This window comes from Methanofollis tationis (genome assembly GCF_013377755.1).
Classification (GTDB): Archaea; Halobacteriota; Methanomicrobia; order Methanomicrobiales; family Methanofollaceae; genus Methanofollis; species Methanofollis tationis.
The window spans coordinates 988,193-1,001,202 of record NZ_JABXWR010000001.1 but is presented as its reverse complement, the minus strand read 5'-3'; the positions used below and the strand labels follow the sequence as shown (position 1 = coordinate 1,001,202).

9 protein-coding genes and 1 pseudogene are annotated in these 13,010 nt (G+C 61.5%); 5 read left to right on the top strand and 5 right to left on the bottom strand.

All coding sequences use genetic code 11. The annotated features are described in order from the left end of the window. Positions 1-206: 206 nt before the first annotated feature. The 3 genes from HWN36_RS05125 to HWN36_RS05115 all read right to left on the bottom strand — a co-directional run bounded on the left by HWN36_RS05125 (position 207) and on the right by HWN36_RS05115 (position 5,006). Positions 207-809 carry an RAD55 family ATPase gene (locus tag HWN36_RS05125; RefSeq protein ID WP_343044929.1) on the bottom strand — a complete coding sequence of 201 codons (603 nt, stop codon included), beginning with the start codon at positions 807-809 and terminating at the stop codon, positions 207-209. A 137-nt stretch (positions 810-946) separates the two neighbouring features. Next, on the bottom strand, positions 947-2,491 hold the full coding sequence (locus HWN36_RS05120) for a class I adenylate-forming enzyme family protein (RefSeq protein ID WP_176788374.1): 1,545 nt from the start codon (positions 2,489-2,491) through the stop codon (positions 947-949). Positions 2,492-2,588: 97 nt separating this feature from the next. After that, a complete protein-coding gene (locus tag HWN36_RS05115) occupies positions 2,589-5,006 on the bottom strand; it encodes a CDC48 family AAA ATPase (RefSeq protein ID WP_176788373.1) in 2,418 nt (805 codons plus the stop codon). Positions 5,007-5,050: 44 nt separating this feature from the next. Here HWN36_RS05115 and larC point away from each other — a divergent pair, with 44 nt between their 5' ends. From larC to HWN36_RS05090, 5 genes and pseudogenes are all read left to right on the top strand, one after another. Continuing rightward, entirely contained in the window at positions 5,051-6,235 is a 1,185-nt protein-coding gene (gene larC / locus HWN36_RS05110) for a nickel pincer cofactor biosynthesis protein LarC (RefSeq protein WP_176788372.1), read from the top strand. Beyond that, positions 6,205-6,900 carry a DNA repair and recombination protein RadB gene (radB, locus tag HWN36_RS05105; RefSeq protein ID WP_176788371.1) on the top strand — a complete coding sequence of 232 codons (696 nt, stop codon included), beginning with the start codon at positions 6,205-6,207 and terminating at the stop codon, positions 6,898-6,900. Before larC ends, radB begins: the two co-directional genes overlap by 31 nt. A 507-nt stretch (positions 6,901-7,407) precedes the next feature. Next, positions 7,408-8,565: an ISH3 family transposase gene (locus HWN36_RS05100; protein ID WP_176788132.1), complete on the top strand. Its 1,158-nt coding sequence runs from the start codon at positions 7,408-7,410 to the stop codon at positions 8,563-8,565. Positions 8,566-8,668: 103 nt separating this feature from the next. Continuing rightward, a pseudogene (locus tag HWN36_RS05095) lies at positions 8,669-9,546 on the top strand (IS5 family transposase). Between the two features lie 531 nt (positions 9,547-10,077). Next, a complete protein-coding gene (locus tag HWN36_RS05090; protein ID WP_176788370.1) occupies positions 10,078-11,367 on the top strand; it encodes an ATP-binding protein in 1,290 nt (429 codons plus the stop codon). A gap of 75 nt (positions 11,368-11,442) precedes the next feature. Here the strand turns inward: HWN36_RS05090 and HWN36_RS05085 are convergent, their stop codons facing one another. Both HWN36_RS05085 and dapF read right to left on the bottom strand, forming a co-directional pair. Beyond that, positions 11,443-11,580, bottom strand: a complete 138-nt coding sequence (locus tag HWN36_RS05085; protein WP_176788369.1) for a hypothetical protein — start codon at positions 11,578-11,580, stop codon at positions 11,443-11,445. Positions 11,581-12,172: 592 nt separating this feature from the next. Continuing rightward, positions 12,173-12,994, bottom strand: coding sequence for a diaminopimelate epimerase (gene dapF / locus HWN36_RS05080; protein WP_176788368.1), 822 nt, complete (start codon positions 12,992-12,994; stop codon positions 12,173-12,175). Positions 12,995-13,010 lie beyond the last annotated feature (16 nt).

Genomic DNA, 13,010 nt, shown 5'->3' with positions numbered 1-13,010 from the left:
AATGAAGATATCAGGGCTACCCACACACAGTAGTGAAGAGCCTTTTTCCGGGTTTTACGCGGGGTGATCCCGCACCCGGTCGTATTCCCGGTGCGTGCCGGTCTGCCGTCTCTCCCCGCCCCCCTCCGGGCGGATCGTGCCGAAAAATAAGGGCCGGATCCTGACGGTCCTTTGACCCCTGAGTGTGGGGGTGCCGTCCTCCTCTCTCACACCACGCGCTTTGTTGTCGAGAGTTCGAGCCCTTCGGCGGTGATGTTGTAGGGCACGAGCTGGCGCGGCAGGTCGAGCCCCTTCATCTTGAAGATCCCCATCTTGCGCTCGACCTCCGAGCCCTCGATCGTCTGTTTGAGGTCGAGGATGCCGTCCGCCGCCCTGAAAATCCGAATTTCGTCTTCCGGGGCGTGAATGCCTGCGTAGAGGAGGAAAAGCACGTTTGCCTCATGCTTCACGGCGAACACCGACGCCTTCCTGACGAGTCCGAGGGCCTTTTCGATGCCGTATGCCAGAATCACGGAGGAAAGGGAGTCGACCACGACCCGCTGGCCGTGCATGAGATCGGTGAACTGTTCGGGATCGACGCCCTGCAGATCGGTCATGCCCTCCTGTGGTTCGGCGTCAAGCATGAGGTAGCACCCCTCTTCGGACGTCCCGCCCTCCCCTTTCCAGAACTGCCCGGCGAAGAGGTTCAGGCCGTTTATGGCCGTACCGACTGCGATTATCGTCGTTCCTCTGGGGAAACCCCCGTCGAGTGCCAGGTCAAGCCCTACAAGTCCAGTCGTCCGCCGGTTTGCTCTGTCCACGCGTCCCACCGCAGTATCCATACCTGTCCGCAGTAATAAATCTTTATGTGATTTTTACCGTATCACTATTTCAATTATTCTTTTATGATGGCGTCGGCATTTCATTGTACTGATAAAATAGAGGTTTTTTCTGGAGAATGGGCCGCTCAGTCCCGGGTGCCCGGGGCATGCGCCTCGCGGAGGGTGCGCCTGAGGAGTTTCCAGCCGCCGACGCGCGGGAGGTGTTCGACGACCACCACCTCCCGCGGCACCTTGTAGCCGGCCAGGCGCTCCCTGCAGTAGGCGATCAGTTCCTCCTCGGTGATCGTCTCCCCCTCGTTCATCACCACGGCCGCAACCGGGATCTCGCCACGGTGCTCGTCAGGGCGGGCGAAGATGGCGACGTCGGCAATCTTCGGGTGCTCGATGATCACGTTCTCCACCTCGGTCGGGTAGATCTTCCAGCCCGACATGATGATCATGTCCTTTTTCCGGTCGGTGATGAAGAGCACGCTCTCCCCGTCCAGGTAGCCGAGGTCGCCGGTCAGGAACCAGCCGTCAGGGCGGAAGACGGCGGCGGTCGCCTCGGGCATGCCCCAGTAACCCTTCGCCACCGAGGGGCCGCGCAGGGCGACCTCGCCGATCTCGCCGGGCTGGAGTTCCCGGTCTGGATCATCTTCGGCGACAATCTTCACCTCGCCGTAGCCCACCGGCGCCCCGACCGAGCGGTAGCCCTGGTGGAGGGCGTAGTGGCGCGGGAGGACGACGTTTGCCGAGCCGACGACGATCGTCTCGGAGAGGCCGTAGGCATTGACGACCGGGATTTTAAAGCGGCGGTCGAACTCGCCCCAGATGACCGGCAGGAGCGGGCCTCCCCCGCTGATGACGCACCTGACCGTCCTGAGCATCTCCTCGGTGCCGGGCTTTGCGCGGATGAGGGTGTGGATCACCGGCGGCATGGCGGCAAGCACGGTGGCACCGTGCTCCTCGGCGAGCCTGAGATACTCCTTCGGCTCGAAGCGGTCCATGCAGACGAAGGTGCCGCCGGCCTTCAGGGCGGCAAGCCCCCAGGAGAGGCCGACATGCCCCATCGGGTAGATCCCGAGGTAGACGTCGCCTTCGACCAGGGAGAGCACCTCGGCCTCGGTCGCAAGGGCGCATATCCAGTTGCCGTGGGTGAGCATCGCCCCTTTGGGCCTGCCGGTGGTGCCCGAGGTGTACTGGATCTGGCAGAGGTCGTCGAAGGAGCAGTTGGCCGCCCGCTCCATCGGTTCGGCCTTCAGGAGATCGTCCCATGCGGTCTCGCCGTCGGCCGCGGCACCGACGACGCAGACATTCCCGAGCGTCCGGCACCTCGATCTGATCGCCCTGACCCGTTCGGCGCCGTTCTCGTCGGTGATGACGGCGACGGCCCCGGAGTCCTCGATCGCATACCGCAGTTCGTCCTGCTGGTAGACGATGTTGGTCGGGACGGCCACGGCGCCGAGGCGCCAGATGGCGAAGTAGGAGAGGAGATATTCGGGCGAGGTGTCGAGGTAGATGCAGACCCGGTCGCCCTTCTGCACGCCGAGGGAGGCGAGGCCGCCGGCGATGCGGCAGGCGGCGTCCTGGAGGGCGGGAAAGGTGAGGGTCCGGCCGTCCCGTCCGAAGACGAAGGCCGGGCCTTTGAGGTACCGGGCATTGACGTCGAGAAATGTGGTGATATTTGGCATTGCTGGTCTCCTGATCTACGGATATAGGCGATGGTGGATAACTATGTACATCGCTCTATATATGCGGCGCGGAATGGCGGCGGTCTGGAAAAAAAGGTTACTGGTATTCGGGGGGCTGCACTGCCTCGGGGAGCCCGCCCTTGAAGAAGCCCTTCACGCGCCGGTAGTAATCGACGAGCCGCTCGTTCATCGTGGGGTGGACCTTCTGCGCCGCCGCTTCGAGGTGTTTTCTGGTGACGACCTGAGCGCCCTCCCGCATTGCAAACATCCCGGCCTCCCTGCAGAGCGCCTCGAGGTCTGATCCCACATAGCCCTCGGTGATCCCGGCGATCGCCTCGATGACTGCCGTCCTCGCGGGGTCGCCGAGCTGGATGCCGCGGGCGTGGAGGAGGTCGACGATCAGCCGCCGCCGCCCCCCTGCGGTCAGCACCTCGCCCTGCCCTTTCGAGACTTTTTCCGCTGCCTTCCTGAAGGTTTCGCCTGTCAGGAGTTCGTCCTTCGGGAGGGATGCGGCGATGTCCTCGATCGCAGAGGTGTCCAGCCCTTCGGTGGCGGCGACGGCCTCGTTTATGCTCGACCCCTCGATCGGCATGGTGCGGGTGTGGATCCCCAGGATCTTTGCCCGCCCTTTGCGGTCGGGTGCGCCGATGTAGACCAGCCGGTCGAAGCGGCCGGGCCGGAGCAGGGCCGGGTCGACGATATCGGGTCGGTTCGTCGCCCCCATCACCACGACGTCGCCGCGCTCGGTGAGGCCGTCCATCTCGGTGAGGATCTGGTTCAAGACGCTCTCGATCACGTGCGACTCGGTGCCGCCGCCCCTGGCCGGGGCGAGGGCGTCGAGCTCGTCGAAGAAGATGATCGCCGGCGCCACCTGACGCGCCTTCTTGAAGATCTCCCGCACCGCCCGTTCCGACTCCCCGACCCATTTCGAGAGGAGCTGCGGCCCCCTGACCGGGATGAAGTTCGCACCCGATTCAGAGGCGACCGCCTTGGCGATGAGGGTCTTGCCCGTTCCCGGCGGGCCGTAGAGCAGGACGCCCCGCGGGGGGTTGATCCCGAGGTCTTCGAAACGGGCCCGGCTTGTCAGCGGGTATTCGACCGCTTCCCTGACCTCCTCCTTCTCTGACTCGAGGCCGCCGACGTCGTTCCAGGTGACGTGGGAGACCTCCAGGAGCACCTCGCGCATGGCGCTCGGCGTGACGTCCCGCAGGGACTCGCGGAAGTCAGCCTCATACACCTCCATATGCTCCAGCACTTCCTGCGGGATCTCCTCGGCGTCGAGGTCGATCTCCGGTAGGTAGCGGCGGAGGGCCCGGATCGCTCCTTCACGCGCCAGGGCGGCAAGGTCGGCGCCCACGAAACCGTGGGTCTGGCGGGCGAGATGGCCGAGATCGACATCGTCGGCAAGCGGCATCCCGCGGGTGTGGATCCTGAAGATCTCGGTCCTGTCGCGCTCGTTCGGGACACCGATCTCGATCTCCCGGTCGAAACGGCCGGGCCGCCTGAGGGCCGGGTCGATGGCGTCCAGGCGGTTCGTCGCCCCGATCACGACGACCTGCCCCCGCTCTTCGAGGCCGTCCATCATCGTGAGGAGCTGGGCGACGACCCGCCGCTCCACCTCGCCGGTGACGTCCTCGCGTTTGGGGGCGATCGAGTCGAGTTCGTCGATGAAGATGATCGACGGGGCGTTCTGCCGGGCGTCCTCGAAGACCTCGCGCAGGCGCTGTTCAGACTCGCCGTAGTATTTCGAGATCACCTCGGGCCCGGCGATGGAGATGAAGTGCGCCCCGGATTCGGAGGCGACCGCCTTGGCGATGAGGGTCTTGCCCGTTCCCGGCGGGCCGTAGAGGAGCACGCCCTTTGGGGGGTCGATCCCGAGTTTCCTGAAGAGCTCGGGGTGGCGCATGGGGAGTTCGATCGTCTCCCGCACCCGCTGGAGTTCGTCCTTGAGGCCGCCAATGTCCTCGTACGAGATCTTCCTGACCCCGTCGAAGCCGGCGACCGGTTTTTCGGAGAACTCGAGGTGAGTGTTCTTCGTGATGATGATCGCCTCCTCGGGTTCCACGACGACGGCCTTGAAGGCGACGATCTGCGGCTGCATGAAGGGCAGACCGGCCTGGATCGGGACGGTGTCGTTTTTTGTGACCGGGAAATCGATGAGGTGGTTGGTGACGCTCTGGAAGTTGATCGGGACCTGCCGCGGCATGTCCTCGGGCGGGGCGAGGACGACCCGTTTCGCCTCGACCTCCTGCTCGATCTTCCGCACCAGGATCCGGTCCCCGACCGAGACCACGGCGTTTTCCCGGGTGAACTTATCGATCCGTATTTTTCCCTGCTGCCAGTCGGAAACCATGGCCCGCCAGACCTTGGCGACCGTCCGGCGTTTCCCGACGATTTCGACGAGATCGCCCGGAGAGAGCCGCATCTGGAGCATGGTGTCGGGATCCAGACGCGCCTTCCCCCCGCCCTGGTCCTCGGGGTATGCTCTGTCGACTTTGAGGTACATTTCGGGCATTCGTTACAATCATATACGCCCGGATTTATAACTACTGCCTCAGTATGCGTGTTCTTCTTCTGGATCCGTTCCACGGCGCTGCGGGCGACATGACGATCGGCGCCCTTTTAGACCTGGGCGCAGACGAGGCGCAGGTCCGGGCGGCGATGGCCTCGGTGGTGGCCGACCCGGTCTTCTCCCGGGTGACGAGGTGCGGGATCGCCGCGGTGCGGGTGGAGACCAGGTCGGGGCCGGCGCACCGGAGCCTCGCCGAGGTGATCGAGCGGGTGGAGGCGGCAGATGCGTCTCTGGCGGTGATAGAGCGGGCGAAGCGGGTGTTCCAGAGGATCGCCGATGCCGAGGAGCGTGTCCACGGCCATGCCCCGCACTTCCACGAGGTCGGGGCCGACGACGCGATCGCCGACGTGGTCGGGGCCTGCACCGCTCTTGAGAGCCTGCACCTCGACGCCGTCGCCGTGATGCCGCTGGCCCTGGGGCAGGGGACGGTGGTGGCGGCCCACGGGAGGATGCCGGTGCCGGCGCCGGCCACCCTGGGCATCCTGCGGGGATCAGATCTTGACGCCGTCTTCGGGGGCGGCGAGGGCGAGCTCTGCACCCCGACGGGTGCGGCCCTCCTTGCCGAGTTCTCGACCATAAAGCCGGCGGCGATCGGCGCAGTCCGGGTGCTCGCCACCGGTTACGGCGCAGGCAGCCGCGATCCGGCTGACGCCCCGAACGTCCTTCGCGCCGTCCTCCTGGAAGGGACGGCCGGCGTGCCGGGCGACGAGGTGGATATCCTGGAGACGAACGTGGACGACGTCACCGGGGAGGTGATCGCCCACTGCATGGACGCCCTCTTCGCCGCCGGCGCCCGGGACGTCTCGGTGATCCCGGCGACGATGAAGAAGGGGCGGGCCGGGCACCTGGTCCGGGTCGTCTGCCGACCGGCCGATTCCGCCCCCCTCTCCCTGATCCTGGCGCGGGAACTCGGCACCCTGGGGGTGCGGTGCATCCCGTCGGTCCACCGCCTGGCCACGGCCCGCCGGATCGAGCGGGTGGCGGCCGAGGTCGCGGGCGTGCGCCGCGAGGTGGCGGTGAAGGTCGCCGCCATCGAAGGGGAGGTCTTCTCGGTGAAGGCCGAGTCAGACGAGGTGCGGGCGTGGGCCGAGGAACTCGGGGTGCCGGTCAGGACCGTGGCCAGGATCGTCGAGGCAGCCGCATGGCGCGAACTGGAGGGCGAGGGGCAGTGAAGCTCTCGCGCCTCTCCACCGGTTCTCCCCTTCTCGACGACCTCCTGGGCGGCGGGCTGGAGCGCCGGACGATCACGCAGATCTACGGTGAGCCCGGGAGCGGGAAGAGCACCCTCTGCATCATGGCGGCGGTCTCCTGCCTCCGGGGCGGCGAGGACGTGGTGTATATCGACACCGAGGGCTTCTCCGCCGACCGGTTCGAGCAGATCGCCGGGGAGGAGGCGGTGAGCCTGGCCGACCACCTCTACCTCTTCGAGCCGGCGGACTTCGTGCAGCAGGGGGTGATGATCGCCGAGGCCGAGGCCCTGCTGCGCACGAAGCGGGTCGGGCTGATCGTGATGGACTCGGCGACGGCCCTGTACCGCTCCGAACTCGGGACGACGAAGGACGCCCTCCGCACCCTCTCGCGGCATATGGTCCTCCTCCTCGGGTATGCGAAGAAGTACGAGGTGCCGGTGTTGATCACGAACCAGGTGTACATGAACGTGGACACCGACGTCTTCTTTGGACTCGGGGGGACGGCCCTCGGGCATATCTCGAAGGCGATCCTCAGGATCGAGCGGCGGGACGCGACGCGGAGGGTCGTGCTGGAGAAGCACCGGTCGCGGCCGGCTGATACGTCGTTTGATTATGTGATCGTGGAGGAGGGGATCAGGGGGGTTTGAGGGAGTTTTGATTTCTACTTCTGAAGATCACTCTGTAGAGGCGTCTGAATAAGTATATTGTGCGTTAAGGATCTCCTCCCTCGTGATCCGGTGCATGCCCTTTCACCACTTTCACCCACTCTCGACACCTTTCGACGGCGTCGAAAATGTTTCCCGGTGCATTCGTGTCTCAAATCAATATTTCACGTCATATCCATTGATTTAAAAAATCGTTTTCACCATACGGAAGATCACAGTCACAAGCACCCACATCCACTCCAGGGTTGCCCGCACTCTGTGCTCCTTCCATCTGGTGAAAAGAGGTACGTATGTACATATATGCTGTGTTGCATAAGTGCCACTACCGCACCCAAAGATAGAATATGCCGGAGGCCCCGTCATTCCCTCATGCCAAAGAACAAACGATGGGGCCCAGTACTTCGCTAATTTTAGAGACCCCAAATCCCCCTCTACCGCCCGAAGCCCGCCCAAAATCGAAAGATCTATATAGATTGCAGGCTTCCCCTCATGCCTTTACCTAAATCGAGGGTGACCTGCAGAAAGAGCAACATTCTGAAACCTAAAGACTGTTGCGCCCCTGTTGTTTCGGCACTGGATCAGCATCTAACCATTCCCATTCAGGGAAAACTCACTCAAACGGACTTGATTTCTTCTCTGGTCGGCATGGCTGTAATGAATCAGTCAGTTCACTCAATCACCCACATCCTGGATCGGGTACCGTGCGAAACGTCCGTTCGCTACCACCTCAAAAAACTCGATATGGCCGATTTGGAACAGAATAACACCTCGATCCTCACCACCCATATGCACCACGTCCTCAAACCTGGGTACGCCTATCAGTTTGCGATTGACTTTACCAACGATCCGTACTACGGGTCAACCGATGAGGAGAATGAGGCCTATATCGTGCGAAGTAAGCGTAAAAAGTCAACAAATGAGTTTTATTCCTACATCACTCTGTATGTGACCACCAGGAACCGGCAGATGACGCTGGCCGTGTTCCCGGTGCGCCGGGATACCTCGAAGGTCGGATACATCGCGCAATGTCTCGATCGGATCACTGAACTCGGTCTTCGCATCGAAGTTCTCTGCCTGGATCGGGAGTTCTACACCCGGAAGGTGCTCGGGTTTCTGATGGACGTCCAGGTGCCGTTCATCGTTCCTGTCAGGAAACACGGGAAAAGGATGAAACAAGTCCTCCAGGGAACACACTCCCGGTATGCTGAATATCGGATGCACGGAAAACCGGTGCTGGTCCTGAAGATTGCGATTGCCGTGAAGTATGCAAAAGGAAAACGGGGTAAGCGCGGCGTTGAGAATCTGGGTTACGTCGTGGGAAACCTCCGGTGGAATCCCCATCGGGTCCATCAGACCTATCGGTCCAGGTTCTCGATTGAATCGTCCTATCGGATGCGCAACCAGGTGAAACCCCGTACGAGCACAAAAAACCCGGTCATCCGGTATCTCTACGCCATAATATCGTTCCTCCTCAAGAATATCTGGATCGATATACTCTGGAAGCACTTTTCCCCCGCGAAACAGGGACCACAAACCATTGAGGTGCGCGGCTTCCGGTTCAGCTCCTTCATGTGCATAATCTGGGAGGCGATCCGCACATCGATGAGGGGTGCCAGAGCCATTCCTGTGTTAAGGTATCCTGTTTAGGAAAGGGAGCGAGAAACGCCGTTGAATGAAATGAGAGGGAGGAAGGAATTAGAGAAGTACTGGGGCCGTCCGTACACCGACACTCGTGATTGGAGTATATATAATGAACGTCTGGTTCGCCGCGGCGAATTCTACCTCTCCCTTGATTTCATCGACCACTGGACTGATCTCGTTTCCCGGATGAACACCGGCAAGCCCGGTCGTCCTTTTCACTATCCCGAACCCTTCATCACCTGGATGGCTTTCATTCACGTCTTCCTGCAGATGCCCTATCGCCAGATGGAGGGTTTTACCCGGAAACTCTCTATCTTTATTCCTTCCCTTGTTTCAGCAGATTATACAACCCTTTTCCGCCGGATCAAGCGTCTTGATATCTCCCTTCGGGTTGATCCAACGATCCTCTCACGCAATGTCATCATTGCTGTCGATAGCACCGGGATCAAAGTCACCAACCGCGGGGAATGGATGCGGGAGAAGTGGAGGGTCCGGCGCGGATGGATCAAGGTCCATGCGATGATCGACATCGAAACCAATCAGATCCTTGGTCTAGAGGTCACCGACGAATCGGTTCAGGATGATGCACGGTGTATTCCCCTCCTGGATCAGGTCCAGCAGCACTGTGGCAGGGAGCATACCATACGCCGTCTTCTTGCAGATGGGGCCTATGACCGGAACGAGATCTTCAATACGCTCGAAAAACGCGGGATCCTATCGGGAATCAAGACGCGAACAGATGCAGCGACCAGATCCACCGGATCGCCCTATCGCGCCGAATGCGTACGGGAGCGAGTACGATTGGGGGGATATAGAGAGTGGGCACAGGATATCGACTATGGGATGAGATGGAAGGCTGAAGGAGTGTTTTCCAGTGGAAAACGAATATTCGGCGAAACGGTGAGGGCGACTTCGAAGGAGGGAATGATCCGGGAGGTGAAGATGAAAATGAACTGCTACAATATGCTGCTTACAATGGTGAAGTGAGCGAGACGGCGGAGAAAAGAGGGAGGAAGAGTACAGGAGAGAGTTATGCAACACAGCATACATATATTGATCATTATATCTATGCGTAATTTCCGATCCGCCATTATTCCTCTATCCTCGCCTTCTTTCGGCAGGTGGTGAAAACCTGTCGAAAACGGTCGATAATGGTGAACATCAGGACAACTGTCATCGGCGGCATCTCTTCACCGGCCATACTTCCCTCACTCCAGCGTCCGCCGATACGTCGTGATCTCGAGGGCGATGGCGATCCCGGAGAAGATGAAGATCGCCGGCAGATCCATGCCGATGAGGTGTACCTGCCCCTTAACTCAATATCTATCCCCACACCTGATCATGTTCGATTCTCCTCTCGACTGGCAGGTCACAGGCGGCATCCGACGCCACTATCGACCCCAGCGAACCGGGATCGTTATCTTCAGACTCTTCCAGTGTAATGTCAGGGTAATTTTCGCATGGTTATAACCACTTAAAAACATACCTTTATGCAGGGTTATAACCCACCAGAATCGCATGGCCGATCTCCTCGACCTTCTGGTCGCCCTCAACCCCTGGTGGAGCGGCAGAGACTTCGACACCGGCGTCCGGCGGGACCGCTACCTCTCGAAGATCAAAAGATACTGCACCACCGGGGAGATCGTAGTCCTCAGCGGCGTCCGGCGTTCGGGCAAAACCACCCTGCTGTACCAGATGATCCGCGACCTGATCGATGAACAGGGTGTCGACCCGCGATCGATCCTCTTCGTCAACTGCGACGAGCCCGCCCTGGCCAACCTTGATCGGCCGCTGGAGGCGGTGCTCGACACCTATCGTTCGAACATCTGGAGCGGAGAGGGGGCCTGGCTCGTTTTCGACGAGATCCAGGCGATCCCGGGCTGGGAGCGCTGGCTCAAGGCGACCTATGATCGCAAGCGGTTCAGGCTGGTGATCTCGGGGTCTTCCTCCTATCTCCTCGATTCGGAGGTCTCGACCCTGATCAGCGGAAGGTACCTTGCGGTGCCGGTCTATCCCCTTGACTTCTCAGAGTATCTCCTCTTTCGCGGGATGGAGGTCGAGCTCGACCCGGTCGCCCTCGCCGCCAGAAAATACGACATTTTGAACCTGCTCGGGCAATACATCCGGGAAGGTGGGTTTCCGCAGGCGGTGCGGCAGGAGGACGGGGGCGTGAAGGCGGATCAGCTCAGGGCGTATTACGACAGCATCGTCTATCGCGATATCGTCCAGGTGAACAAAGTGCGCAACCAGCGGGCGCTTGCCGATCTCCTCTCCTACCTCCTGACCAACATCGCCTTGCCCTACTCCTACCGACAGCTGGTAGAGGTGCTGGGAATCGAGGCGGCGACGATCAGGGAGTACGTCTGTTATGCCGAGATGGCACGGGTGCTCTTCGAGGTCCAGTATTTCAGTTACTCCCTGAAGGTGCAGGCGAGGAACAACAAAAAAGTCTACTGCATCGACACCGGGCTGAGAAATGCCGTTTCGTTCACGTTCTCTGCCGACGAAGGGCGTTGTGTTGAGAACCTGGTATTTCTCGAACTGCGGCGGCGGGGGGGCGATCCCTATTACTGGAAAAAAGGGGGCGAGGTGGACTTCGTCCTGAAAAACCCGGACAACACCCTGACCGCGATCAACGTCACCTACACCGACACTCCTCCCGAACGGGAGATGAACGCCCTCCGGGAGTTCGCCGCTGAGTTCGACGGCCGGGTGAGGGATCTGGTGCTGATCACGAAGGATACGGTGCGAATGGATGGGGAGATCAGGTGCGTCCCGCTCTGGCGGTGGCTCCTCGGGGTGGTGTGAGATCGGCGTTTAACGAACAGTGTCAGTACACGTTCCGCCGCTCTCTCTGCACCACCTCGACAACCGGTCCTCTCCTCACTCCAGCGTCCGCCGATACATCGTGATCCCGAGAGCGATGGCGATCCCTGAGATGATGAAGATCGCCAGCAGGTCCATGCCGATGAGGTTTGCCTGCCCCCGCAGGATCAGGCTCCTGAGGAACGTGGATCGCATAGTACTCCGGGTTGATCGTGGCGATCCATTGGAGCCGGTCAGGCATGCCGAGCACCGGGTAGAATGCTCCGCCGTCCTCCCTCACCCGGCGGGTGCCCCTGCCGCCGGTATCCCACAGGATCTTTTGTTGGACATATTTTGCATTTTATGTCCAACAAATTCGGTTGTGGGACATGGATGTCTCACAACCGCCCCTCCCATGTTCGCGTGGTTATACTCCATCAAAAACCCCCATGTATGCCGGGTTATAACCCCGCGAAGATGCCGGATCTCGACCGCGTATACCCGGCCAGTTCCCCACAAAATCGAGAATACCGGCAAAATCGCCCCTCTTCCGCCCTCAGATTCGCGCCCATTTCCGCCCGTTCTCCTGCCCCGTCCATCCCCTCCCCGTCGCACCCCCGACAAAATCCCCGGCGCCCCCCCGCGGAGCCCCGGATTTCCACGTGAAACAGCACGTCTTCGCCTCCGTTCCGCCCGAAACCCCGCAGATATCCAGATCTGAAACGAAGCCCGATCCGCCCGGATCGAGTCCTCTAAAATCGAAAATAACGCCCGGAATGGCCAGAGATCATCCGGGAGGGAGGGGGGTTCACCCCTCGATGACGCCCGAGAAGACCGTCTCTGCCGGCCCCCGCATCAGGGTCCGCTCGCCGCAGGTGATCACCAGGGGGCCACCGTTCGTCTCGACCGCCACCTCGGCCCCGACCAGGCCCAGGCGGTGGGCGATCGCCGCAGACGCCGTGGCCCCGGTGCCGCAGGACTCGGTCTCGCCCTCGACGCCCCGCTCGAAGGTGCGGATCCTGATCGAGGCCTCGCCGGTGACCTCGACAAAGTTCACGTTCGCGCCTTTCGCGAACGACGGGTGGCGGCGGACCTGCGGTGCTGCGGCCGCCACGTCGATCGCCGAGACGTCATCGACGAAGATCACCGCATGCGGGACGCCGGTGTTCGCGGCATAGACCGTGAAGGGCCCGATCTGCTCTTTGTATTCGCCCTCGCCGATCGCCGGGATCGCGGAGCGCTCATAGGCCGGGTCCACCATCTCGATCTCGGCCCAGAACTCGCCCTCCTCGTCGTAGCCCATCGAGACCGGCATCGTGCCTGCCATCGTCTCGACGGTGCAGGTCTCCTGCACGTAGCCGGCGTCATGGGCGTACTTCGCCAGGCACCGGATCCCGTTCCCGCACATCTCGGCCTCGCTCTCGTCCTGCTGGAAGAGGCGCATCCGCACGTCGGCGCTCTCCGAAGGAAGGAGGAAGAGGACGCCGTCGCCGCCGATGCCGAACCGGCGGTCGCAGTACAGGGCGGCGAAACCGGGTTTCATCTCGTCGGGGATGACCGTTCCCGCCGTCTCGTCGATCAGGATGAAGTCGTTGCCGTTGCCGTGCAGTTTGGTGAAGGGGATGTGCATACTGTATTGTAGGCGT

Bases quoted from the DNA above. Each gene is read 5' to 3' on its own strand.
- HWN36_RS05120 (WP_176788374.1), bottom strand. From the start codon at position 2,491: ATGCCAAATATCACCACATTTCTCGACGTCAATGCCCGGTACCTCAAA.
- HWN36_RS05115 (WP_176788373.1), bottom strand. From the start codon at position 5,006: ATGCCCGAAATGTACCTCAAAGTCGACAGAGCATACCCCGAGGACCAG.
- larC (WP_176788372.1), top strand. From the start codon at position 5,051: ATGCGTGTTCTTCTTCTGGATCCGTTCCACGGCGCTGCGGGCGACATG.
- radB (WP_176788371.1), top strand. From the start codon at position 6,205: ATGGCGCGAACTGGAGGGCGAGGGGCAGTGAAGCTCTCGCGCCTCTCC.
- HWN36_RS05100 (WP_176788132.1), top strand. From the start codon at position 7,408: ATGCCTTTACCTAAATCGAGGGTGACCTGCAGAAAGAGCAACATTCTG.
- HWN36_RS05090 (WP_176788370.1), top strand. From the start codon at position 10,078: ATGGCCGATCTCCTCGACCTTCTGGTCGCCCTCAACCCCTGGTGGAGC.
- HWN36_RS05085 (WP_176788369.1), bottom strand. From the start codon at position 11,580: ATGCGATCCACGTTCCTCAGGAGCCTGATCCTGCGGGGGCAGGCAAAC.
- dapF (WP_176788368.1), bottom strand. From the start codon at position 12,994: ATGCACATCCCCTTCACCAAACTGCACGGCAACGGCAACGACTTCATC.